19 protein-coding genes, 1 tRNA gene and 3 pseudogenes are annotated in these 24,039 nt (G+C 35.0%); 12 read left to right on the plus strand and 11 right to left on the minus strand.

Going from position 1 to position 24,039, the window contains the following annotated elements:
- Window positions 1–231: 231 nt before the first annotated feature.
- Window positions 232–1,709, minus strand: a pseudogene (locus tag SAGCYANO_RS27155) (DUF4403 family protein).
- 276 nt (window positions 1,710–1,985) lie between these two features.
- Window positions 1,986–2,111, minus strand: a complete 126-nt coding sequence (locus SAGCYANO_RS48110; RefSeq protein WP_255502723.1) for a hypothetical protein — start codon at window positions 2,109–2,111, stop codon at window positions 1,986–1,988.
- A 1,706-nt stretch (window positions 2,112–3,817) separates the two neighbouring features.
- Here SAGCYANO_RS48110 and SAGCYANO_RS27160 point away from each other — a divergent pair.
- From SAGCYANO_RS27160 to SAGCYANO_RS27175, 5 genes are all read left to right on the plus strand, one after another.
- Window positions 3,818–3,982: a hypothetical protein gene (locus SAGCYANO_RS27160; protein ID WP_202222933.1), complete on the plus strand. Its 165-nt coding sequence runs from the start codon at window positions 3,818–3,820 to the stop codon at window positions 3,980–3,982.
- Window positions 3,983–4,720: 738 nt separating this feature from the next.
- A complete protein-coding gene (locus SAGCYANO_RS45715) occupies window positions 4,721–6,358 on the plus strand; it encodes a DUF6492 family protein (protein ID WP_237396737.1) in 1,638 nt (545 codons plus the stop codon).
- Between the two features lie 295 nt (window positions 6,359–6,653).
- Window positions 6,654–6,734 carry a helix-turn-helix domain-containing protein gene (locus SAGCYANO_RS45720; RefSeq protein WP_237396741.1) on the plus strand — a complete coding sequence of 27 codons (81 nt, stop codon included), beginning with the start codon at window positions 6,654–6,656 and terminating at the stop codon, window positions 6,732–6,734.
- 37 nt (window positions 6,735–6,771) lie between these two features.
- On the plus strand, window positions 6,772–7,530 hold the full coding sequence (locus SAGCYANO_RS27170; RefSeq protein ID WP_237396742.1) for a transposase: 759 nt from the start codon (window positions 6,772–6,774) through the stop codon (window positions 7,528–7,530).
- Window positions 7,517–7,780, plus strand: coding sequence for a zinc ribbon domain-containing protein (locus SAGCYANO_RS27175; protein WP_202222934.1), 264 nt, complete (start codon window positions 7,517–7,519; stop codon window positions 7,778–7,780). Before SAGCYANO_RS27170 ends, SAGCYANO_RS27175 begins: the two co-directional genes overlap by 14 nt.
- Window positions 7,781–8,096: 316 nt before the next feature.
- On the opposite strand, the pseudogene SAGCYANO_RS27180 reads toward SAGCYANO_RS27175, so the two are convergent.
- A pseudogene (locus tag SAGCYANO_RS27180) lies at window positions 8,097–8,687 on the minus strand (Uma2 family endonuclease).
- A 412-nt stretch (window positions 8,688–9,099) separates the two neighbouring features.
- Here SAGCYANO_RS27180 and SAGCYANO_RS27185 point away from each other — a divergent pair.
- From SAGCYANO_RS27185 to SAGCYANO_RS27205, 5 genes are all read left to right on the plus strand, one after another.
- Window positions 9,100–10,266, plus strand: coding sequence for a pyridoxal phosphate-dependent aminotransferase (locus SAGCYANO_RS27185; protein ID WP_202222935.1), 1,167 nt, complete (start codon window positions 9,100–9,102; stop codon window positions 10,264–10,266).
- 429 nt (window positions 10,267–10,695) lie between these two features.
- The gene (locus tag SAGCYANO_RS27190; protein ID WP_202222936.1) at window positions 10,696–10,890 is read left to right on the plus strand and encodes a hypothetical protein; all 195 of its coding nucleotides are present in this window, start codon (window positions 10,696–10,698) and stop codon (window positions 10,888–10,890) included.
- 767 nt (window positions 10,891–11,657) lie between these two features.
- Window positions 11,658–11,891 carry a hypothetical protein gene (locus tag SAGCYANO_RS27195; RefSeq protein ID WP_202222937.1) on the plus strand — a complete coding sequence of 78 codons (234 nt, stop codon included), beginning with the start codon at window positions 11,658–11,660 and terminating at the stop codon, window positions 11,889–11,891.
- Window positions 11,892–12,173: 282 nt separating this feature from the next.
- Entirely contained in the window at window positions 12,174–12,731 is a 558-nt protein-coding gene (locus SAGCYANO_RS27200; protein ID WP_202222938.1) for a hypothetical protein, read from the plus strand.
- Window positions 12,732–13,005: 274 nt separating this feature from the next.
- Window positions 13,006–13,548 carry a Tfp pilus assembly protein FimT/FimU gene (locus SAGCYANO_RS27205; protein WP_202222939.1) on the plus strand — a complete coding sequence of 181 codons (543 nt, stop codon included), beginning with the start codon at window positions 13,006–13,008 and terminating at the stop codon, window positions 13,546–13,548.
- Between the two features lie 32 nt (window positions 13,549–13,580).
- Here the strand turns inward: SAGCYANO_RS27205 and SAGCYANO_RS27210 are convergent, their stop codons facing one another.
- The 5 genes from SAGCYANO_RS27210 to moaC form a co-directional block, all read right to left on the minus strand.
- Window positions 13,581–15,839 (minus strand): glycosyltransferase, encoded by a 2,259-nt coding sequence (locus SAGCYANO_RS27210; protein WP_202222940.1) that lies wholly within the window; start codon window positions 15,837–15,839, stop codon window positions 13,581–13,583.
- Window positions 15,840–17,345: 1,506 nt separating this feature from the next.
- On the minus strand, window positions 17,346–17,654 hold the full coding sequence (locus SAGCYANO_RS27215; protein WP_202222941.1) for a DUF3181 family protein: 309 nt from the start codon (window positions 17,652–17,654) through the stop codon (window positions 17,346–17,348).
- Window positions 17,655–17,718: 64 nt separating this feature from the next.
- Complete coding sequence (locus SAGCYANO_RS27220) at window positions 17,719–17,973, minus strand: 2TM domain-containing protein (protein ID WP_202222942.1); 255 nt, start codon at window positions 17,971–17,973, stop codon at window positions 17,719–17,721.
- A 158-nt stretch (window positions 17,974–18,131) separates the two neighbouring features.
- Window positions 18,132–18,734: a HEAT repeat domain-containing protein gene (locus SAGCYANO_RS27225; RefSeq protein WP_202222943.1), complete on the minus strand. Its 603-nt coding sequence runs from the start codon at window positions 18,732–18,734 to the stop codon at window positions 18,132–18,134.
- Window positions 18,735–18,820: 86 nt separating this feature from the next.
- Complete coding sequence (moaC, locus tag SAGCYANO_RS27230) at window positions 18,821–19,321, minus strand: cyclic pyranopterin monophosphate synthase MoaC (RefSeq protein ID WP_202222944.1); 501 nt, start codon at window positions 19,319–19,321, stop codon at window positions 18,821–18,823.
- An 82-nt stretch (window positions 19,322–19,403) separates the two neighbouring features.
- Here moaC and SAGCYANO_RS27235 point away from each other — a divergent pair.
- Window positions 19,404–19,476: transfer RNA gene (locus tag SAGCYANO_RS27235), tRNA-Arg, on the plus strand.
- A 2-nt stretch (window positions 19,477–19,478) separates the two neighbouring features.
- On the opposite strand, the gene SAGCYANO_RS27240 is transcribed toward SAGCYANO_RS27235, so the two are convergent.
- A complete protein-coding gene (locus SAGCYANO_RS27240; protein WP_202222952.1) occupies window positions 19,479–20,690 on the minus strand; it encodes an MFS transporter in 1,212 nt (403 codons plus the stop codon).
- A gap of 208 nt (window positions 20,691–20,898) precedes the next feature.
- Between SAGCYANO_RS27240 and SAGCYANO_RS27245 the strand changes: the two genes are divergently transcribed.
- Complete coding sequence (locus tag SAGCYANO_RS27245; protein WP_202222945.1) at window positions 20,899–21,084, plus strand: hypothetical protein; 186 nt, start codon at window positions 20,899–20,901, stop codon at window positions 21,082–21,084.
- A 1,716-nt stretch (window positions 21,085–22,800) separates the two neighbouring features.
- Here SAGCYANO_RS27245 and SAGCYANO_RS27250 read toward each other — a convergent pair.
- Window positions 22,801–23,055 (minus strand): annotated as a pseudogene (locus SAGCYANO_RS27250) (RNA-guided endonuclease InsQ/TnpB family protein); the annotation flags it as partial.
- Window positions 23,056–23,453: 398 nt separating this feature from the next.
- Entirely contained in the window at window positions 23,454–23,975 is a 522-nt protein-coding gene (locus SAGCYANO_RS27255) for a DUF937 domain-containing protein (protein ID WP_202222946.1), read from the minus strand.
- Window positions 23,976–24,039 lie beyond the last annotated feature (64 nt).

Here is a 24,039-nt window from a genome sequence, read left to right on the forward strand (position 1 = left end):
AAGAAATCAACATTAACCAATCTGTGGAACCCTATCCAGAATACTCAAAATATTTTGAGGGAGTTGATTTAAAGAGAACCTCTTTTAACGAAGTCAGAAGTCAGAAGTTATTTTTGTAACGGGGATTTGAGCTTCGCTCCAAAAATATTTCGCCTTAAAAGGTGGGGTTGCGCGACCCTTATGATTTTGATAATCAAGTAATGAAATACAGTATTTTGTCTTTCCTACTCCCTATTCTCTACTCCCTAAATTCAAAAGAGCAGACATATTTCCATCTGCTAATAAAACAAGAAAAATATCATTATTTGTCACAACAACCTTTTCAACTTCAATTGTTTTTACTTCAATATTTGCATCAATTTCAGAAGGCAACTTTATCTGCTGAATATATTTATTAGCCTCATCTTTAGCTCGAATTAATTCTTGGTCTAAAGGAAAAGAAAGACGTTCCTCAACTTGCTGAAGCAAAACAGGTTTCAAAAGCCAATCTGCTGTCGATATTAGAGTATTTTTGTATCAATATCATAATCAAGTTCAACTACTTTAAGATTATTGGAATCTCGATCGTAGAAAATTTTACCCCAAAGATATAATACTCCTTTTGCTCCCTGAAACAAATTACCTTGGTCAGCGTTAAAATCAACTTTAACAAGAATTTTTTCACCTAATGCAGATAAATTAATTTGATTAACAATGAGTTTCAGATTTTCATCAATAGACAAAGATTTACCTCTAAATTTAGATTCAAGAGTATTATTCAATTCATCAAGGGAAACTTGCACGGGCAAATTTATTAAAAATTTATCTATTATCTGCTCTTGGATAGTCAGATTAGGCAAAGGTTTAAAATTAATAACAGGAGCTTCTTTACATATACAAGTATCGACAAACATCTTAATAGCAATTCCAGATTGAACATTTTCACCATCACTCAAATCAAACTCCTTGAAACTAACACTTTGTGGTTCAGTTTTAATCCAGATTGAAGGGTCTTGATTTATTTGTTCTGACAAATGCAAATTATTCCATTGTTTTGTTACCTCTGCTTTTAGGTTTAAATTTTTAACAAGTTCAGCGATTAATTTAGGCTTCTCTTTATTAATAGCCTTATCCACCTGTTTTTTCAGAATACTACGAATACTAATAGTGCCAATATCTTTTATTGGTACTTCTGCTTTAGTTAAATTAGTCGATACATTTAGATTCGGTTGAATATTCCATTCATTATCTATTCCTAAAGAAAGATCGCCAAAAATTGTACCTGCAATATTTGTCTGCACGCTAACTGGTATCTCAAAAAGACGTAAATTAACTTCACCTTTTACTTTTGCATTTCCTGATATTGGTACTGAAAAAGTTATCAGATTATTTTGAGTACCAATACTGAAGTCTTGGCGATTAATTTCGTAGGTAAGATTATCATTAGAGAGCAAATCTGTAGGGTCAGATTCTGTACCTACAAATGTCTGAGGAATATTCAGGTTTAATGCTTTTTCAAGATGAGCAAAAGGAATTTTTACAGGTAGATTTAATATACTTTCGCTACGTTCAAGTTGTGATGTATTAGCTGATGTAAACTCCGGCAGTTTAGGTTGAATATCTATTCCATTAAAAGCTGCTCTAGAAGAAAAAACAATAATAACAATAATAAGTCCGAATATCATTAAAATAGAAAATTTTATGATTCGTGGAATAGAGGATATTTTCATTGATTTTTTTGTATAAGCTTAAAATATTTAAACTCTATTTTCGTAAACATTTACTGTGGAATGCTACCCAAACAGCTATTAGCATTCACCTGTCAGTAATTAGTAATGATACCATGCATGAAAAAAGAATGTGTTTGAATAATAAGCACAATCTCCCATACTTCATAAGAAAATCTATTTGACGAAAAAGATAATTTACAACATCAAAAATTGTATTAAATCTATTCCCGTGTAATACCAATTTGAAAAAAGAATACTATGAAAAGTGCCACTCTATCAGATATTATTAAAAATAGTGACTATCCTGGATTTTAGATAGTTATTTATATTGTTTTTGCCTTTTTTAAAATATTTCCTTCTTCTTCCTTCTTCCTTCTTCCTTCTTTCGTACGGACGTTGCATAAGGGTGTCCCTACTATTTGTAACAAACACTTATCAAATTGGTATAACTCATAAATTCAGTAATTATTACCGAATAATTAAGGTTTAAACCCACATTCCGCACTTCAATTTGTAACATGAAAATTAGTATGAAATCCGTAGCTTGCTTAGGTATTTATACTATATAAATTATCTTCATTTACCTCGATCAGGAGTCAAATTCTCAGTTAAATATTAAGCATAAATACTTACTGAATCCTTGACTCCTATTGACCACTATAATTTTCTTCTGACTTCTAATTTTTGACTTTTGATTTATGACTTTTGACTTGTATGTTTTAATTTTCTTCTGACTTTTGACTTTTGACTTGTATCTTTATGCTACGTTTTGTCGTGCGGAATGTAGGTTTAAAGCCTATCTTTTAAAGGAGAAAAAGCGGTCTATCTTCGGAGTTTCCCGTAGGGTGGGATGGGGTTAGGATTTGCAATAGCATTCCGTAAGGAAAAGCGGGTCTACAAGAACTGGTCTCCTCGCCATATCTAATACCATTTTTAAAAAGAATGTTACAAATAATAAGCATGAGAAAAATACTTTACAGCAGGTCTTCCTTTGACAAAAAATAGAATTTACTAGCTCAAAACTGGTATCGAAGTTATTCCCATAGGACTCCTGACTCCTGACTTCCCCTCCCCTCCACGGTCGGGGAGGGGCGAGGGGTGGGTTGACTCCTTACGAAATAGCCTAACTATTTGTAGCAAACATTTATCAAATTGGTATAATAGACCAAGAGAAGAAAAAATTTTCCTTTTACTCAATCCTCTTATTTTCAAGGAGAGGTCATTTCAGTTATCAGTCATCAGTTAGCCTCCTGTCGGAGGAGCTACGCTAACAGTTAACAGTACCTCTGTAATAAAGAGGCTTGACATCAAGAATATTATCTTTTTTTATCCCCTTAACAACCTCTGCTTTATCAATATATTTTTTAACATAAAACGTAGACATTATAGAAAAGTTATGCGTTAGTGTTTCAGAGGCTTTTTCTTCAAAAATCATGTATTGAAAAGTAGATTTTTTGAGAACTTAAATAGTTTTGCCTAGCTAAATTAACTTTTTCTCCCTTCTCCCCTACTCCCTACTCCCCTGCTCCCCACAATGTTTTCAGAAGTTCCCGATCAGGGATAGCTTGAAAGGGGAGACTTTAGACCAGAATTTTTCGGTAATTATTAATTATTAATTATTAATTGTTGAAGTATTTTCTCCTTACTCAAGTAATAAGATGTGGGTTTAACAAAGAGGCAAAATATGACCATTATTTTTCCATTCCCCCTCTACCTTTTTTCCCTTTGTTTACTGTAAATATATTCTTTTAGTTGGCAATAAAATCACAAATAAAACAAATAAAAATAGATTAACAGTAAGGACTCACCCATCAGCTAGTCTCTTATACCAATTCCAAAAAAAATGCTATATTTCATTAGAACTTCAGTTATTAGGTAATTAAGTTATGTAGAATAACCTTTTACTACTTTAAGGTAAGTTAATGTTAATTATTCTTATTTTTAATTCTCCCTGTACGGACATTACATACAAAGTCCCTACCCACTCCCCTACTCCCCTACTATGCGAAAATATAGAAAAGTTTTTGATAAATGGTATTATACCAAGCGTCAAAAAAGAATGTTACGAATAATAAGTGCGATAAAAATATTTTGTAGGAAATGTCCCTTTGACAAAGCGGTCGAGGGATGGCGAGGAAACCTGCGCCATATCCAATCGACCAAGAGAGCGGTGCGACCCTGCGACGACGCCAGCTCGCTTGCGGAATGCTGACCAAGAGAGGGAACGCGCACCAAGAGAAAAAGAGAATTTACGACCTAAAAACTGGTATTGAAGCAATTCCTATACGACTCCTTACCGAATTATTAATTATTAATTATTAATTATTAATTATTAAATAATTCGCGCCTTGAAGCCTCCCCTTTTAAGAGGAAAAAAGCGGTCGAGGGATGGCTCCGAAACCTGCGCCATATCCAATCGACCAAGAGAAGAAATAATATTTCCTTATATTCAATTCCGTAACGGTTTTAACCATAGGTAATTATCAATTATCCATTATCAATTATCAATTAATGAATTCCCCTCCCAGGAGGGATTAGGGGTGGGTTAACTCCTTACGAAATAGCCTAACTATTTGTAGCAAACATTTATTAAATTGGTATTACAGAAGAACTGCGGACTTCAACTATAATCTATGAGTTATTAACTATTATCTTGGAATAACACAATAATTAGTCTCCAAGAACTGCCATAAGAATAAAATTGGTCATCAGCTAACCTTAGTAAGTTATTACGTTCAAAAGCAAAAGCTATTTGCGTAACATCACCCAGGAAAAGCTGTTTGCGGAGCATGACCTAGGAAATGCTAATAACTGAATGCTGACGATTAACATTTGACAAAACAGAATTTTTCTGAATAGAATATTATCCTTCCTAGTTAAATATGCACTAAGAATCAAAGGTATTCTGAGTGGAAAAACTCAGGATGTCAACTTATCTGAAGGTAAGCATTTCCTGCGGAATGCTGCGCAAACAGCTATTAGCAGTCAGCTAGCTGATGACTGACTGCTGAATGCTTACATCTGAAGTATGTAGAGAAAATTATCTAAAAATTATGTCAAAAGAAACATTCGACTTTGTTATCCCCCTTTACAAAGTTCGTTGGAATACCCAAGCTGTTTTAGAAGGAATTACTCATCACTACAAACCTCGGGCTATCCACATAATAGCCCCAGAAAATGAAGTTCTATTGCTAGAGCAAAAAGTGAAGGAATGGCAAGTTGCTCCAGTCCATAACCATAAAGAAGAATTATTTTTTCAAAAGAGTGGTCTGACAAAAGAAGCAATTTGCTCAGAGCTAGACTTAGGCAAATCACTATATACTCCTGGTTGGTTTTATCAACAATTATTAAAACTTGGTGCTAATGAAGGTATTGAGAATTTGAGTGAATGGTTTGTTGTCTGGGATAGTGACCTACTTCCAGTCAATACTTGGCCACTCATCAGTAGCGATCGCCAAACTACAGGACACACATTTGCACTTCTTCAAGATAATAGATATGGTAATTCTCATATTGTATCGAAGTGGGCTGAATGGATTACTTCGGTATTGGGGGTTGAGCCACTGACAGATAAAGATGCTACTTTTATTCCACATCATATGTGGTTTAAGCAGGAGCATCTGGAATCTTTTAAACAGCAAATTCAAAACTATTTTCAATCTGAGGATAATTGGTTGCTGTTAATGATGCGCTCTGCTAATAAGTTTGAAACTTTTAGTGAATACTGGTCTTACACTTCATGGGTAGCTGCGAAAGCTCCTGGGGATCTGGCCTTTCATCCATACAAAAACTACGGAGCAACCACTGAGAGATTCTTTGATGACGGCACTGGTTTATTTTCTAATGCACTCAGGAGTTATAACTCAAGGATATTTTCTGATGAAATTAATAGTTACCAATCTATAGTATCCCATCGGATTTTCTTTTCTCCTTCATATCAGGAAGTAGAATCATTTATTGCAGAGAAATATGAGTCAGACCATCTTCCTTCATCTTTATCTTTTGAAAGTAGTCCGCGACATCTAAAGAAGGATCGAAAAAACACTCATATTGAAGAGCAACGTTCTCGTTGGAACCCCCGCAAGTTTGAATCTGACTTATATTTAAATCTGGGATGCGGAGCAAGACATTTAGATGGTTACGTTAATGTAGATAAGTTTGGCAGTCCAGACATTAGCTTAGATTTAGAAACATTCCCTTGGCCGTGGGATGATAATAGCGTGGCAGAAATTGAAATGAGTCATGTATTGGAGCATTTAGGACAACAAGCAGACATCTACCTCAAAATTATTCAGGAAATATATAGAATATGTAAGCTAGGGGCTAAGGTGCATATTAAAGTACCTCACCATCGCCACGATAATCTTTTACACGATCCTACTCATGTACGTCCAATAACACCCTATGGTTTAAGTATGTTTTCTCAAAAATTGAACCAGGAGCGACAGGATAAAGGATATCCTACTACACCACTAGGTATGTATTTAGGTGTGAATTTTGAGTTGGCAGAAGTTCGCTATCTTCCTAGTAAATTTTGGTATGAACGCGAGAGCGATCGGGTTAATGATACAGAGTATCTCCTGGAACAGAGTGCTCTATACAGTAATCTTATCCAAGAGGTGGATATGATATTAGTGGCGATAAAGTGAAATGGATTCTGCTCTTATGTTGCTGTTGTTGCTCATAGCCACTTTCAACATTTTGTGAGCCTTAGGAAATTAAGGGTGGAGGGGGGTTGTTTGTTACTTATATACCTCAATCCCCTTTTTTTGGTAGCGTTCAGAATGATTTGTACCTGGAATGGAAGTATTTCAACTCAAACGTTATAGTTTTATTTATAGCTACCTTTAACATTTTGTGAGCTTTCAGAAATTAAGGGTGGAGGGCTAGTAACTGTTGCCAATAATCTGGTATAATCTATTATAATCTCTAATTATCTGTTTTATGCTACTTGGATTTAAAACTGAACTACATCCGAATAATCAGCAAAAAACTTTACTAGCTAAACACGCGCTTTGTTGCTAGACACGCCTGGAATTGGGGATTATGGCTAACTACAAACATCCTTAATCACAATTCCAATAATCCTGAGAGTAAACTTAAATTTCCTACTGCTATTGATTTGCATAAGCTGTTGGTAGCAATGGTAAAACCTAATAACTGTTGGTACTATGAAGTGTCTAAATGTGCCCCCCAATATGCTTTAAGGTACTTATCATTAGCTTGGAAACGTTGTTTTTCTAAAATATCTGCAATGCCTAAATTCAAGAAAAAAGGTAGAGATGATAGTTTTACTTTAGACGGTTCAATATCAGTAGGTTTTAGTCATATTAAGTTGCCAAGAATTGGATGGATTAAAACTTATGAACTTTTACCAAATAATGTCACTCCTAAATCTGTAACTATTAGCAAAAAAGCTGATAGATGGTTTGTCAGTTTCAAAGTAGAAACCATACCTCAAAATACGGATAAATCAGTAGATGTAGTTGGTGTTGATTTAGGTATAAAATCTCTAGCTACACTCTCAACTGGTGAGGTTTTTGTTGGTGTTAAATCTTATAGAAAGTTAGAAGCTAAACTGTCTCGGTTGCAATACCTGAACCGACATAAAACTAAGTTTTCTTGCAACTGGAAAAAAGCACAACTGAAGATAGCCAAACTACATAGCAAAATAGCCAACATCAGAAAAGATACATTGCATAAACTTACTACCTATCTAGCTAAAAACCACAGTCAGATAGTAATTGAAGACCTTAATGTATCAGGTATGATGTCAAATCACAAACTAGCTAAGGCTGCCCTAGTCTATGGGATTTTATGAGTTTCGTAGACAGCTAGAGTACAAATGTCAACTGTACGGCTCATCCTTAACAATTGTTGATAGATGGTTTCCTAGTTCTAAAACTTGCTCCTTGTGTGGAACTGTTAAAGAATCTCTGTCTTTATCAGAGCGCGTTTTCAATTGCGAACACTGCAATTTTAGCTGTGATTGCTCCGCAACGCTAGCGCGAACGAGACTTGAATGCAGCATTGAATTTAGCTATGGCGGGCAGTTTGCTCCGCAACGCTAGCGCGTTTCGCGTCAGCGTTGCAAAGCAAACGTCCGTGTCAGCCTGTGGACTGGATAACGCCGACGTTGCCAGCTAGAAGCAGGAATAGAACAGATAATCATAGATTTCTATAGATTATCGTAGGTTTCTAAGAACGGGAGGTTGTTTGTTACTTATATACCTCAATCCCCTTTTTTGGTGGCGTTAACAATAATTAAGACCGGGATGGAAGTATCTCAACTCTTTTGATAGAGAAATTTTAATGCTTTGAATTAGTAGCGATCGCCTAATTTTGTGAGTAGTTAATTAAATTAATTACTTTCAGGATTATTTCTGCCTAAATTTCTGACTGTAATTCAAAATAGACATCTTCATAAAGGTCAGCTAAACTGCCTTCAAATTCAATACTTTTTAGTTGAAATACAGATTTTTCTGCCGTGTAAAATTCCAAGATCCACAACCCATTATCCCCACGTCGAAAACATTCTACTCTCTGACGTTTTGGATTAATTAAAACATACTCCTGCAAACTATCTAAAGTTTGATAATCAGCAAATTTATCTCCTCTATCAAAAGCTTCTGTAGAATCAGAAATAACTTCTACAATTAAACAAGGAAAACTTTTATAATTAATAGTTTTTTGGTCTCGTTTGTCACAAGTAACCATCACATCAGGATAATAGAATTTATTCTTATATGTAGTTTCAATTCTGGCTTTCATATCAGAAATATAAACTCGACAACCACGACCTCTAACATGACTACGAAGCAATGCTGCTAAATTAAGAGATATTGTGACATGAGCATCACTATCTCCAGCCATTGCATAAATTTCTCCATCAATATATTAATGTTTAATTGAGCTTTTATCTTCCATTTGAAGATACTTTTCTGGGGTGATACTAAAATTTTTGGGAGAAGCAATCATAGTTAAATTGAAAAAGCTAAACTATAACTAATTTGTAAGCATTCAGCATTCAGCTATTAATTCATTGCCTTTATAGCAGGAATTAGTATTGAGAGATTTAAAGAGAATTCAAAGTATTGGAAAAAACTAATCTTGACCTTAGCAATGTATATTAATTATTTATGAAACAGCTATTACCTGTCATCTAGAGCGCAACAAGACTCTCTCAATATAGGACAGTTTTTCAATTAATATAGGCTTTAAGGGCAAGGGAGGCAACTTTTGTAGTAAGACAATTAATAGAGCTTTTATCCTAAACTAAAAGCAATAGCTGAAGTCCGCAGTTCCTCCGGAGGAGGCTAGCTGATAGCTGACTGCTGAATGCTTAGATTATTGTAGTAAAATTATCCAGAAAATATTATCTATATTAATTATGAATTTTGCAACTAGAATGAATGGTTTAGGTGGCGATGCTGCTATTGAGGTTTTTACTAAGGCAAAATATTTAGAATCTCAAGGTCGAAATATTATTCATTTAGAAATTGGTCAACCTGATTTTAAGACTCCTCAAAATATTCGCGAAGTTGCTTTTCAAGCTATGAATAATGGTTATACAACTTATACTCCCGCAGCAGGTTTATTGGAGTTAAGGGAAGTAATAGCAGAACATATTTCTCAAACTCGCAATATATTAGTTAATCCTGATGAAGTTGTGGTAATGCCAGGGGCAAAACCAGTCATATTTTTTACTCTTTTAGCATTAATAAATTCTGGGGATGAGGTGATTTATCCTAACCCTGGATTTCCTGTTTATGAGTCAGTGATTAATTTAGTGGGAGGGAAATCTATTCCATTACCTTTATTGGAAGATTTAGACTTTCAATTTAGTCTGGATAGTTTGATTAATTCTATTTCTGAACGGACAAAATTATTAATTCTCAATTCTCCCCATAACCCTACTGGCAGTGTATTAACTCCTGAGTATTTGGAAGCTATTGCTAAATTGGCAGTTAAACATAATTTTTATATCCTTTCTGACGAAATTTACTCCCATTTAGTCTATGACTCAAATTTTTCCAGTATCATCAGTTTTCCTGGTATGAAAGAACGCACAATTTTATTAGACGGACATTCAAAAACTTATGCTATGACTGGGTGGCGTTTAGGTTATTCTGTTTCTCCTAAGGCAATAGCTGAAAAGTTAGACCAGTTGATGTTAAATTCTAATTCCTGTGCTTGTTCATTTACTCAAATAGCTGGTATTGAAGCGATTAAAAATTCTCAGGGGTTTGTCAAGGAAATGTTTGCAGAGTTTAAAGAAAGACGTGATGTTATTGTCGAAGGTTTAAATTCTATTGGAGGTATTAATTGTGGAAAACCCGCAGGTGCTTTTTATGCTTTCCCCAATGTGAAGCAACTGTCGATAAGTTGTGAAAAACTGGCTGATTATTTATTATCTGAAGCTGGAGTTGCTTTATTGCCTGGAACTGCTTATGGAAATTTTGGAGATGGATATTTAAGGTTGTCTTACGCAAATTCCATTGAGAATATTCGAGAAGGTATTCGTCGGATAAAAATGGCTATTGAAAAATTTAGTTAAGTAGTTGAAGGTCATTCAACAATTAATAATTAATAATTAATAATTAATAATTAGGGTTTGCTGAAAAAGTCTGATGGTGATGATAGGCAACAGGCAAAAGTTTAGACTATCTGCTACGGCCTAATTTTCTGATAGTCATGGGAAAAGTATTAGCATTTTGAGACAAATTGAGCCAAAAACTTTGCACTTTTTCATAATAAAAAACCCTGGAAGCTTTTACAGGTATTGATTACAATTTTATTCAGCAAGCCTTAAGTAGTTTTGCCTGGCTAAATTGACTGTTTTTCCCTTCTCCCCTACTCCCTACTCCCCTCCTACCCACAAGGTTTTCAGAAGTTCCTTATAAGGGATAGTTAAGTGCTTTGAAGGTTTTTCCAAATATTAAACAACTGCCGATAAGTTGTGATAAACTGGCAGATTATTTATTAGTTGAAGGTAGAGTTATTACAGGGAAATGCCTATAAAAAATTTGAAGTAGTAAAATTTTATGGGAAGGTAAATATAGAAGATATTAACTGCGGGAAAGCAGCAAGTGGTTTGAAGATTTTTCCCAATGTTAAACAACTGCTGATAATTTATGAAAAACTGACTGATTATTTATTAGTTGAAACTAGAGTTGTTTGATTACTGATAATTACTGATGGAAAATTTAGAGATGCATATTTGAGGTGGTTTCATGTAAATTTAATTTAAAATATTCCCTCAGATATTAGTCGGATAAAAAAGCTATCGCTCAACTATATAAATTATATTTGAATAGTCAAATTTTCTGGGATGGAGAATTTAAGAATTATTTTTTGGAGACGTGATGTAATTGTTTCGGAATTAAATTATATGGAATATATTGACTATGGAAGACCTCTTGATGCAATTGATGCTTTTCTCAAGTTGTTTAATTACTGATAATTGCTCATGGAAAATTTAGAGATGCATATTTGAGGTGGTTTCATGTAAATTTAATTTAAAATATTCCCTCAGATATTAGTCGGATAAAAAAAGCTATCGCTCAACTATATAAATTATATTTGAATAGTCAAATTTTCTGGGATGGAGAATTTAAGAATTATTTTTTTGGAGACGTGGTGTAATTGTTTCGGAATTAAATTATATGGAATATATTGACTATGGAAGACCTCTTGATGCAATTGATGCTTTTCTCAAGTTGTTTAATTACTGATAATTGCTCATGGAAAATTTAGAGATGCATATTTGGGTTGTTTTATGTAAATTTAATTTAAAATATTCCCTCAGATATTAGTCGGATAAAAAAAGCGATCGCTCAACTATATAAATTATATTTGAATAGTCAAATTTTCTGGAATAGGGAATTTAATAGTTATGTTTTTGGAGATGTGATGTAATTTTTGAGGGATTAAATTCTATGGAATATATTGACTGTAGAAAACCTCCTGGTGCAATGGATATTTTTCTCAAATATTAAACAACTGCCGATAATTTCTGAGAAACTGGCAGATTATTTATTAGTAGAAACTGGAGTTGTCTTATTACTGGGAATTGCTGATGGAAAATTTAGAGACGAATATTTGAAGTTGCCTTATGCAAATTATATTAAAAATATTCGGTCAGATATTAGCCAGATTAAAAAAGCGATCGCCAAACTATAGCCATCATTTTTGAGTTGTCAATTTTTCTGTTAAATTTCTCTAGGAGTGAGAGAAATTTTTACTGATAACTGATAACTGATAACTGATAACTGAAATAACCCTTATTTATTCCAGCAAAACTCTTTCATTCTCAAATTTTTTGATTTTTGTGAGTAGAGTTATCCTAAACTCTAAATTCCGTAATTCTAAAATCTCAAGGTGTAGATCCTCAACAGAACCTTAGAAGTCTAATTTAGATAGGTATAGTATTTTTACTTCACTAAATTTAGGAGTTTTTATTCCATGAAGAATATTCTTCATTTATTTGTTGTGATTGGTATTATTTTCTTTCTAGTAGGGTTTTTGGATCTTACTAAATTTACTATTGGCGTTAGCGGAGCTGAAGTGTTCCTCGGTAAACCTATAAAAGTTTGGCAAAGATTTATTTTTATATCATTGGGTACGTTACTTTTAGCTTTCTCATTGCACAAATATTTCATCCCCGATAAACCACACTTTATTACCTTTAATGGAATTGTTTGTAAGCCATACAAAGAATATTTACAACTTGAAGGTGAAAGAATATTCTTACGTTCCTCAGAATTTCAAAAGCTTAACCTACCTATTGGTACAGAAGTTAAATTAACTGTTGATGTTGATGGTTCTGAAAAAAGTACATTACTTATTCTCGACAGTGATAAAAATATCAATAAATGTCCGTTGCTAATAAGTCGAAAAATTCGCCGGACTTTGGGTATTGATTCTGATATAGATGTTGATGCTGGCGCAAAGGAAGATTGGAATAACCGTCCCGAGCGTCGTTGGAAAGTCACTAGCAATACTACAATTGAAGCTCACTAATTAGGTAGGTAGATTTCAACAATTAATAATTAATAATTAATAATTACCTATCCTTGAAAATGGATAGGATTGACTAAAAGGAAAATTTTTCTTTTTATCCTCTTAAAATAGGAGGCTTTAAACCACAATTTTTCGGTAAATATATTCGGGGTATTAAGTTGTATAACGAAAGCCAAATGCCCCTGGGTAAAACGAAAATAATGACAGATAAATCCCATTATCAAACAAAGTCATTAATAGCAAAATAGTTCTTATTTCAAGATAAAGCTGAGACATGAAATACCAAAAAGGATTCACTTTTTTTGAGGTAATAATTTCACTGTTGATAATTTCTATATTAGCTACTATTGCTGCATCAAGCTGGACGAATTTTATTCAGAAGCAACGAGTCAGAACAGCAACGTCTCAAGTCATGAGAATACTCTCAGAAGCACAATCAAAAGCTAAGATAACAAAAACTTCTATTAGTATTCGGTTTAAGACACTAGATGGTATTCCTCATTTCTCTAAACATCATCATAATGACAAACCAAACTGGAAACCATTACTGAATGAGTTTGGGATTAAACCTAGACAAATTGAGATATTTGGGCAGCTAAATAATTTAACCATAACATTTAATCATATAGGAGCAGTTTCTACATCAGTTCCATACACAATAAAAATAGCTGCTCCGACTCGCAACGCCGATCCTTCTTACAGAAGATGCGTTGTTGTTTGGACGCTTTTAGGATACAAAAAAATAGGCACTAGATCAAAGGATTGTCCAACATGGAAAGGAGCAACTCCAGCAAAGGGAAAAATGATTTATTTTTGATTTAGCGCATTCAAGAAATTAGGGTAGTAAAGTTAAATCTGACCAACTTCCATAGCTTTCTCTTTTGGCTTTCTTTCAAAGATAAATCTTGGTTTTAACAATACTTGTAATAATAACCATAAAGATTTTAATTCACTCGGTACTTCTCGTCGTTGCCATTGTCCGGGACGACAGAATAATAATTCTATTAATTGTCGCTTCTCAGATAAATTTACTTCCTCAAATATTACCTCCATACAAGGAAATTCTCCATTCATTTGTAGATTAGTAATTTTTCCTGATAAACAAATTTTTTCTTCAATAATTTTCAACTTTACTGGCAAAGTCTCTCCTACTAAATTAAAAGGAATTTTCTGATTAACTTCTATCTTTGCACCTACTTCCGATATTTGTGTAGTAATACCCCATAATGTCTGGTCATCAATTTGTAATTTCACCACCCTTCGCAGATTAAACCATTCATATATATCTTGCTTAGGTACATCTATTAACATTAATAATGCTACCCAAGTCATCAATATATTATACCCACTCCAAAATAACCCCAAATTAAAATATTGTGTTTGTTCCATTACTGCTTCATTATGACTTATATAGTTAGATAAACCTAAGCATAAACTTATACTATTAAGTGCTAAAAATATAATTAAAGGCAAAGCTAAATTCCAATTAAAATAGTAGCGATCGCTTTTAATTCCTTTTGGTGTAACTCTAAATCCTTTTGAAAAGGGATTGAGTAATGTCTGAATTATTGTCACTACCAAAGGAAAAGCAAAAACTATATGATAAAAATTTGCCAGAAATGCTGACCGGGAACGATAATTTAACCAAGAAAATACAGTAAAGTTAACAAAATAACAGGGTAGAAAGAAATATAAATATTCAGCAACAGTAGCTTTAATAGGAATAACATCCCAAAAAATATAAGCTAATGGCATTAACAAAAAACCCACATGACTAGCGTTAGTAAACCAATGTAAAAATGTTTCTAAATATGCCAATCTTTGGATAGGACCTAATCCAGGAATTGTCAGAGGATTTGAATTAATAAAAAATCCTTGAAAAGTTCCTCTTGCCCATCTTAATCTCTGAGTTGCATGACCGGAAATATTTTCAGCAGCTAAACCAGCACTTAATTTTTCTTCTAAATAAACTAAACTATAACCTTTCGCTGCTAAACTAATTCCAGTAAAATAATCTTCACTAATTGATTTTGTAACAAATCCTCCTACTAATTCCAAAGCTTTTCTTCTGACTATAAAAGAAGTTCCTACACAACCAACCCCACCTACCCCATCTCGAATAGGTTGAACTTGTCGATAAAATATTTCTTCTTCTGGAGTTAGAATATTTTCTAAACCTAAATTTCGGGTGATCGGGTCGATATTATAAAAAGTTTGAGGAGTTTGTACTAGAGCAACTTGTTCATTTTGGAAAAATCCTAAAGTCCGAATTAAAAAGTTTTTTGTGGGAATAAAATCAGCATCAAAAATAACAATAAATTCACTGTTTGTTTGAGCAATGGCATGATTGAGATTTCCAGCCTTCGCATGAGTATTATCAAATCTAGTAATATATTCACAATCTAATTTTGCTGCTAATTTTTTCACCCCCGGTCTATTAGTATCATCTAGTAAATAAACTTTTTTATTGCCATAGTCTAGAGCTTGACAGCCAATAATAGTACGTTCCAAAATAAACTCAGGTTCATCATAAGTAGGAATTAAAATATCCACTGACGGCTGAAAACTTTTGTCTAAAATTGCCAGAGAAAAATAGTCTGCTTCCTTGTGGCGATTTTTGACTCTTAACATCAAAAACAAACCAAGGATACTACTACTTATTGTCAAAAATTCTAGACCAAATAAACCTAGACTAAATACACCATTTACCGGATCGACAAAATTTAAGGTAGAGAGCGATCGCCAAGATAAATAACGAATAGTTAAACCTAATAAAATCCCTACTACCAAGATGCGCGACCAATTTTTGGGAGTAGGAGAAACTTTCATAATTCCTTGAGCTATGAGAAATAGTAATATTGTGGGCAAGATTAAATATTTACTCTTTTTTGTTGGTACTTCTACCCACATTGGCGGATTTTCTTGAAAGTAATGAATTTGAGCAAAAAATCTGTCTATTTTATCGACTCCCACTAACCAAACAAGAAAAATAATTGTTAATAGTGTGACTAATCCAATGAGTAATAATTTTTTTAAATTGCGTTGACCAAAATTCAGAGTATTTATACGGCTTTTGAACTTTTTTTTAGTTATATTCGAGGTGGTCATTTCAGTTATCAGTTATCAGTTATCAGTTATCAGTACCTCCGGTTAAAGTAAGAGGCTTGAGATACTGAAGTTTACTTTTTTCACCCCCTTTCAAGGGGAAACTATTGACCCTATTTTTTGGTCATAGCTAGTTATATCTACTCATTTAAACTTAATTACCAGAACTAAAGATATACTATAACTTTCAACTTAGTATTATTCTAATTAATGCTGAGATTTTCCTGAGATTTATCGATAGTTTAATCAATTGATTTTTATACCATTTCATCATATAGTAGTCACCATTACTTTATTTGACATATCAAAAGTTTAAAACTCAGACAATGCCAGATTTTTCCTCTTTTGCTATATGTAAAAGCCACCATAATTTTTGATTGAAAATTATTCCTGTTTTGTATATCTCCTCGTGTGTTCTACTATTTAATGTTTTTTCCATTCTTGAATATTCTCTCCATACCTCCAGACCTTTTTCATAGCAATTTATCTCCACATATTTAGGGTTTGCTGAAAAAGTCTTATGGGTGAGGGTAGGAGACAGGAGACAACCCACCCCTAACCCCTCCCAACCCACCCTAACCCCTCCCAGGAGGGGAAGGGAATACAGGAGAAAAAGGAATGATCGAGGAGGTAGGATTCAACAATTAATAATTAATAATTAATAATTACCTCTCCTTGAAAAGAAGAGGATTGACTCAAAGGAAATTTTTTTTCTTTTTCCCCTTAAAAGGGGAGGCTTTAAACCACAATTTATCGGTAAGAATTTTCCCAAGATTGTTCTGCCCAACTATGCGCCTAAAATACGCTCCTTTTTGAGGGTGAAGAACTGATTCTCTGGCACTTTTTTCGATTCCAAAAAGGCTAAAACATTTATCTGTAAATACTTTTATATTTAATCAGCAAGCCCTATTTATATCAAAAACCCTATATAATTTTTTTAGTCAAATCAAGAACACATTAGGGAATTAAATGCATAAATATTTGATAAATAAATCGACTATTAACTACTCTATTTTTTCTTGAATATTACTAGATTGGTTGTTCCCTAAAAACTTATAAATTTGTACTCGATAAAGTTGCAAACTTCTATAGCAATCCTAAATAGGTTGCGACAAATTAAAAAGTAGATAAAAAAACTGAAACTCTTACCTGTTCCCTGTTCCCTGTTCCCTGTTCCCTGTTCCCTAAAAAGCAGTAAGATTTTTGACACGAATAAAATAGGATTGCTATATATTAAATCCAAGGTCATTTCATTCTAGATTTTGGCAATGAATTTATTGATTTTCAGACAGCGAAAGATAAATTTCCTAAAGCTTGAAATAACGTAGTTTCGTTAATACATAAAATGGCACAGTTTACAATGAAATAGCCCTGTATTAAATCTGTTGCTTTCGCCCTACAAATATCAATATTTTTTAGGTCGATAAAAAAATTAGATTGCCTATGAAAGTCAACTTCAATAGACAACCTAATTATTATTACTTCTGTAGACTAAAGTATTTTTTCAAATTAAATTTGTCGCCTAAAATCTGCTAAAACTTCTATCAACTCAGTCTGACACTGCATCGGCAACAAATCAATCAGAGGAAGCTCCCTTCTACCACCACCTAACTTAACAGGAATTCCTTGTAATATTTCCACAACTTGACCTTCCGAAGGTACTTCCTCTGTCAGAATAGGATAAAACTTTTCTGCCAAAGTAGTATGCAACTTTGCATCAGATAAATAAAGATGCCAACCAGCAATATCAATGTAAACCTTATCCCCAATTTCTGCTGCTAAACCTTCAATTATTTGTGTTGTACTACCATTACTCATTTCAGTTATCAGTTATCAGTTATTAGTTATTAGTTATCAGTTATCAGTTATCAGTTATCAGCTATTAGTTATCAGTTGAAATGGTGGCATAATCTGCAAGGACAAAAATATATACCCCATGAATCAACAATAATGATACCCAAACACCTGTTACCCAGATAGCCCAAGGCCAAGTCGCTGCTGTGAGATTACGGAAGAACCATATACCAGAATTACTGGCCGCAAAAATAGCCACATGAATAGCAAAATTCATTCGGTCGTCCAACTTGCGGAATTCTGGGTCATTACGGTCAGGTTTACGAGGCCAACGAGGAGGCATAATACTTTTAAAATATTTAATTACAGTTCAGTTTCTTTAATTATTCTAAAGGTAAAGCAGTAATTTCGGGATTTATTGTTGTGGAGCATGAAGAAGAAAAGAAGATTGACTAATCTTCAGTCTCAAGAAACAGGGTTTTACTTTCGTCAAATATGGCCTCAGTAAATATGAACTAAAATAATAAGAGCTAAAATTTTGTCATCAATAATTAAATCCGATAAAGTTTGTGATGCTTTAAGCAACCCTATAACAGCAATTTTAGTTGGAATTAAACTTATTGCTTCTATACAACTTTTTTTCAAGACAATACTTGTATTTTTATCAAACAATTTATTTAAAATTGGTACAACTGCATCTTGAGCTTTTAAACAAAACTCACCTAAAGTAGTAATTACACTAATTTGTATAGCTTCTGTCTCATCATTCAAAACTGATAATAAAGGAGAAATAGCTAATTCTCCAAATGCTTGACAATCAGACCATCTATTTTCTGCAATAGTTAAATAAAGTTGTTCCTTGTTAGTTTCTGGTTGCCAACCTGAAGATTTCAAAGAAGTTAAACAAGCTTGACCAACATCATTGTTTGCATCAATTAATCCATCAATCAGAGGTAAAGTTGCCTCCTGATTTTTCAAACGACCCAAAGCATATATAGCAGGAACTCTTAACTGTAATTGAGAATTTTGTGACTTATCTCCCCAAACTCTATCCCAAGCATCTTGAGTTTTTGATAAGAGCTTAGAAGTTTTATTAGAGGTCAATGCTGCTAATGCTAAACCACCAACACTTGAAGCAGTAATAACTGTTTACTTTTAATTTTTGACTTTTGACTTTTGACTTTTGACTTTTAACTTAATTGATAGTCCCCAGACTTACCCCCACTCTTACTCAACAGACGAATTAACTCAATAGAAATAGACTTTTCCAAAGCCTTAGCCATATCGTACAAAGTCAAAGCCGCCACAGAAACCGCCGTCAAAGCCTCCATCTCCACCCCAGTTTCCGCCTTAGTTTTCACCATGGCCCGAATCTGATATCCAGGCAGTTGTGGATCGGCAATTAACTGAACATCTATTTTTTGCAACGGCAAAGGATGACACAAAGGAATAAGTTGAGCCGTTTGCTTGGCTGCCATAATTCCAGCCAACTTAGCAGTTCCCAAAACATCACCTTTTGGCGCATTACCAGCTTGAATAACTTCAAATGTTTCTCTTGACATCCGTACTTGTCCACCAGCTTCAGCTTGGCGCACAGTAGGCACTTTAGCAGATACATCAACCATTTGAGCTTCCCCCTTTTCGTCCAGATGAGTCAAACTTTGCTCAAATTTAAAAAAATCTCTTGTCATTTTGTTCAAGTGTGCTATTATTTATTATTAGTGCGGAAGAAAAGCTATTTAATTAAGCTTAATCCAACACTAAATCTAACGGGGGCCTGTAGCTTAGTGGATAGAGTGCGTGGCTACGGACCATGAGGTCGGGGGTTCGAATCCCTCCAGGCCCGTATCAAGAGTTAATAGCATAAGTATCTTGTCCCTGACCAGAAGCAAATCTGATGGAATGGGGCAAGTCTTTGTTTGACATGGTGATAAATGTAGCTAGTGCCAAACAAACAAGACAAGCATCCAGAGCAAACATACTTCTATAACTAAAGCTAAGTTGCTCTGCCAACAGACCAAAACAAGGACCAGCTATAGCCAAACCTAAATCAAATCCACCAATACAAAAAGAGAAAAACTTACCTCTTTGAGTAGGAGGACATCGGTCTGTCATTAAAGTAATCATCATAGGAAGAACCAAGCCAGCAGAAGTCCCTCCGAGAATAGCTGCGAGTAAAATGGTGTTGCTGCTATTTGCTGTCCATAACGTTAACATACTCAACAAACTACAGGCGAGACCTCCACTGATAAAAATGCCACGACCAAATCTATCTGAAGCTCTTCCAGTAAAACAGCGGATGATAAAACTAGCGATCGCTCTGACTGTATAAAAGAGTCCTGCGTTAAGAGCAATTCCACTTTCTTGAATAAAAAGTGGCAGAAAAGTAACAGTTGTGCCAAATACTAAACCCACCATCAACATCACAAAACTGGGAACTAAAACTCTACGACTCCTTAATATTTGCCAGAACTTTTGTTGCTGTAACTCATTTAAAACAGGATTTAGATCGGTTTGATTTTTTCCTACTGTAGTGTTTTGTTCCCTGACAAAAGAACCACATAATAAACTCATAACTCCCAGAGCAGAACAAACGATAAATAAAGCTACATAACCACTCGCCTCTGCTAAAAAACCTCCTATTGCTGGGCCTATTCCCATACCTATAGGAGCTGCTAAACTCATATAACCAATTAATTCTCCCCTACGACCGGGAGGAGACAAATCAGCCACCAAAGCACTATAACCAATAGTAACTCCAGCAATACTAATACCGTGAAAAGCACGAACTCCCATTAGTAGAGGAAAAGACTTTAATAGTAAATAACCAAATGGGGCGATCGCCGCTGCACTTGTGCCAACTATCAGGACTAACTTCCTGCTTCTCGTATCAGCTAATGGTCCTAGAAAAAATCGTGATAATAATAGTCCCACAGCAAAGCAACCCATTACCAGGCCAATTTGTTGTTTTGTACCTCCAATAAAACTTATATAGAGAGGTAAGGTGGGTAGTAAGGTGGTTATACTTGACCAAAATAATAAGCCTGCAACGAACAACATCATTAGGCTGCGCTGGTTTTGAGGCTCAAGTGTTCGGAATACTTTCACAGTTAATTGACCCTGACCTAAATAACTTGTATTCCTATATTCTGTAACACATTGTTAAGATTTGCCTTTCTAAACTTTCCTAAATACCACTGTGGTTATATTTTTGTCAATTATTGGTTAAGGAGGGTGGTTAACGCTCGTCAGAAGTCAGTAGGGGCGAATGGCATTCGCCCGTACAGAAGTCAGAAGTTATTTTTGTCAAGGGGATTTTGAGCAACCCTCATTGAATATTTCTGCTTTACACTATCGTTATATATTTGTCAATTACTGGTTAAGGAGGGTGGAAAAAATTAGTTTGCTATGCCATGAAAAATTGAGGGCGATCGCTACAAAAATAACGACATGATAGGTATTTGCAGCTTTGTTTTGCTATTAAGTCATAAATAGCTACAGATTATACTATTATCGATAATATCACAAAATTGAGAAAAAGCTCTGAAAGTTTTGAAATTTCGTGAGTTGATTCAGGAATTTTTTGATGTTTTTTTGTCAGAGATTGATGACAAAATTTTGATTTTTAAATTAAAAGCTGAAACTTATAATTAAAACTTTTCAGATATCTATAAACTATAAATGCCTATGGGAAGTTTTTGAAGATGAGTCGGTAGACTTACCGAATAATTAAGGTTTAAAGCCTCTCACTCGCCGTGGAGAAACAAGGAGTCTTAGCGCAGCTTCCCGTAGGGTGGGATGGCGTTTTGCTGGCGCATAACTACGTTAACGGCTGTCGCCGACATGGCAAGCGTAGCATTCCGCACCGAAAAGCGGAGTGGCTCTGATAAGAGCGGGTCTCCTCGCCATATCCATGAGACCAAGAGAGAAAAAATTTTCCTTTTATTCAATCCTCTTCCTTTTAGGGCCATGCTTTATAAACATCTTTCTTAAGATAAAACGCGGACATTAGTGAGAAGTTATGTGTAATACCAATTCCCAACAATAATGCTATACTTCCCATGGCAATTCAGTTATTAAGTAATAATAATGGTTGAATAATGTTTGTGACGATTCTCGACATTAAAACAAGATATCTTATCTCTTTTCACCCTACTCCCTACTCCAAAATTCCCCTCCTGGGAGGGTTAGGGGTGGGTCCCTACTCCCTACTTTCAAGGAGATGTAGCAAGACTTTTGAGAAATGGTATAAGTCATTTGAGAGGCTTTTTCCTCAGAAAAGTGTATTGAATTAGATGTTTTTTGAATATTCTTACGAACCACACTCCCCACACCTCCCAATCCTCCCCACCCTCCCATCAAGGTTTCAGGAGTTCCTTATCAGGGATAGTACTCCTTACAGGGGTAGGTTTTTAACCAAAGGGGTGAGTAATCACTTTTATTCAGTATAAAATTTCCACACTCAATGCACTTTTTTATACAACAAATAACTTAAAACTTCTCCCATTCCACACTTCCCACACTTGTTTTACATCAAAGGTAAAAAATCTACCCTTTTGACATCCTCCCCGGCCTAAAGGCACGGGGATTCCTACCGAGCCGTAGCTCCTCAGCGAGTTGACGTCTCACAGGCTGCTGCTACCAGATGCGGTAGTCTTACACTTGCCTCCACGTCCGCGCACGAGTCTCAGAATGCCCTCCCGCGACTTATCAAGAATTCTTATGGATGCTGATCTGTGCCTCCAAGTTTAAGCTGCTCATTGACCTGAAAGCTTCCCTTGTTCAGCTCTCAACTGAAGGAATCTCGACCTAATCTTCTTTTCTACAGTATTTATGAGACAAGGCGGGTATATAACCAATTTCATTATAGCATAGTATAGAAAGTCGCCCGCTTATGGGCGAGGCCTTAAACCCAATTTTTCGGTAAGCTACTCCCCACCCCCAAATATGATGATAAGTACTCAACCAGATTGTATATAACTCCGAATTCCTGCTTCATAAAACTGATACAAAGCGTCACAAACAGTGACGAATTGATAGGATAGCTCCGACCTAGGAGGCTGTTTAGTTCCTGTTTTTTGTGAGACCGTCGGCAGTTACTCATCCACAGGCATTTTCATGTCGGCGACAGCCGAAACGCTCAAGCCAACCGCACCTCTTGAGTGCGTCTTTAATTCTGAGGAGACCTCTCTGAGGAGACCTCCCCAATTAGCACTAGCTTTTTTAAATTAATTGACGCATTCAGGTCGCGGTCTATTGACAACCCACATTCTAGACAATCATAAGTCCTCAGATTTAATGGCATCTCTTGGACGTGACCGCACCTGCAACAAGTTTTTGATGATCGAAAAAATCTATCTACTACTACTAGCTCACTACCGTACCATTGGCACTTATACTCAAGTTGTCGCCTGAACTCATAAAAGCCTTAGTCAGCACCCACCTCTTTAGCTCCCCTCCCAGGAGGGGATAGGGGTGGGTTGTGGTTCAAGGCTTGCGTATGTTGTCAGTCGATCGAGTGTGTCTTTGTGGATGTTTCGCTGCGCGACATGAAAAGCTACTCTTTATATATAGTCTTGCTATCTTTTTTTGTGCTTTTTTCAAGTTAGCTGAACCTATGATTTTATGGCGGTTCAGCTATTGTTGTCTGGATAGTTTGGTTTCACTAGAGCTTTGACATCCTCCCCCGTTAAATAAGAGCGATTATAACGGGAGACTCCCAAACCTCACATCGGCACGGTTTACTGCTTGATAAGTCAATGCTCCCTTGAATATTCTGGTCAAAGTAATAATACTATTCACCTAAAACCTAAAACTTTTCCTTCACTTCAAAAAACGACTTGCCATTCCCATCATATCTGAAATATCAACATCCCCATCTCCATCAGCATCCAAAAAGCTATTTAAAACATTATTAGATGCCTGATTAGGATTTTGAGTGTCATTACCAGTTTTCAATAAATTCAGAATTAGTGGTACTAAAGTAGGCAATAAATTCTGGACTTGTGAGAGGTCAAAACCTGTTTTTTGGGATATACTCTGAACAATTTCAGTAATTTGATTATCTGAAAATAGAGATGCCACAGCTTGGCGGTTAGGGTTTGTACCTGCAAACTGATTGACAATTGCTTGAACTGCTCCATTACCAGACTCTTCTCGCTTCTGCTGTAAAGCTGAACGTACATGACCACCCAAAATTGACATAGCAACTTGAGTTGCACCAGAATTTCCTCCGAGATTGCCGCTTAGTTGCTGCACTGTACCAAGAATACTGCTCAATTGATTTGTACTAGCTTCTTGATTAGGGTTATTAATAGCACCAACAATTTGATCGAAAAGTCCCATGATTTTTAAACTGTGATAATTGAGTTGACAACGAGCTTCAGAAAGGCCAATAACCTCTTAGAAA

The sequence above is a fragment of the Okeania sp. KiyG1 genome, assembly GCF_014132355.1.
In the GTDB taxonomy this organism is placed as follows: Bacteria; Cyanobacteriota; Cyanobacteriia; order Cyanobacteriales; family Microcoleaceae; genus Okeania.

Excerpts from the sequence above, each read along its gene's own strand:
- SAGCYANO_RS48110 (WP_255502723.1), bottom strand. The coding sequence starts at position 2,111 with ATGCAACGTCCGTACGAAAGAAGGAAGAAGGAAGAAGGAAGAAGAAGG.
- SAGCYANO_RS45715 (WP_237396737.1), top strand. The coding sequence starts at position 4,721 with ATGCTTACATCTGAAGTATGTAGAGAAAATTATCTAAAAATTATGTCA.
- SAGCYANO_RS45720 (WP_237396741.1), top strand. The coding sequence starts at position 6,654 with ATGCTACTTGGATTTAAAACTGAACTACATCCGAATAATCAGCAAAAA.
- SAGCYANO_RS27175 (WP_202222934.1), top strand. The coding sequence starts at position 7,517 with ATGGGATTTTATGAGTTTCGTAGACAGCTAGAGTACAAATGTCAACTG.
- SAGCYANO_RS27185 (WP_202222935.1), top strand. The coding sequence starts at position 9,100 with ATGAATTTTGCAACTAGAATGAATGGTTTAGGTGGCGATGCTGCTATT.
- SAGCYANO_RS27200 (WP_202222938.1), top strand. The coding sequence starts at position 12,174 with ATGAAGAATATTCTTCATTTATTTGTTGTGATTGGTATTATTTTCTTT.
- SAGCYANO_RS27205 (WP_202222939.1), top strand. The coding sequence starts at position 13,006 with ATGAAATACCAAAAAGGATTCACTTTTTTTGAGGTAATAATTTCACTG.
- SAGCYANO_RS27210 (WP_202222940.1), bottom strand. The coding sequence starts at position 15,839 with ATGACCACCTCGAATATAACTAAAAAAAAGTTCAAAAGCCGTATAAAT.
- SAGCYANO_RS27215 (WP_202222941.1), bottom strand. The coding sequence starts at position 17,654 with ATGAGTAATGGTAGTACAACACAAATAATTGAAGGTTTAGCAGCAGAA.
- SAGCYANO_RS27220 (WP_202222942.1), bottom strand. The coding sequence starts at position 17,973 with ATGCCTCCTCGTTGGCCTCGTAAACCTGACCGTAATGACCCAGAATTC.
- moaC (WP_202222944.1), bottom strand. The coding sequence starts at position 19,321 with ATGACAAGAGATTTTTTTAAATTTGAGCAAAGTTTGACTCATCTGGAC.
- SAGCYANO_RS27240 (WP_202222952.1), bottom strand. The coding sequence starts at position 20,690 with ATGTTGTTCGTTGCAGGCTTATTATTTTGGTCAAGTATAACCACCTTA.
- SAGCYANO_RS27245 (WP_202222945.1), top strand. The coding sequence starts at position 20,899 with ATGGCATTCGCCCGTACAGAAGTCAGAAGTTATTTTTGTCAAGGGGAT.
- SAGCYANO_RS27255 (WP_202222946.1), bottom strand. The coding sequence starts at position 23,975 with ATGGGACTTTTCGATCAAATTGTTGGTGCTATTAATAACCCTAATCAA.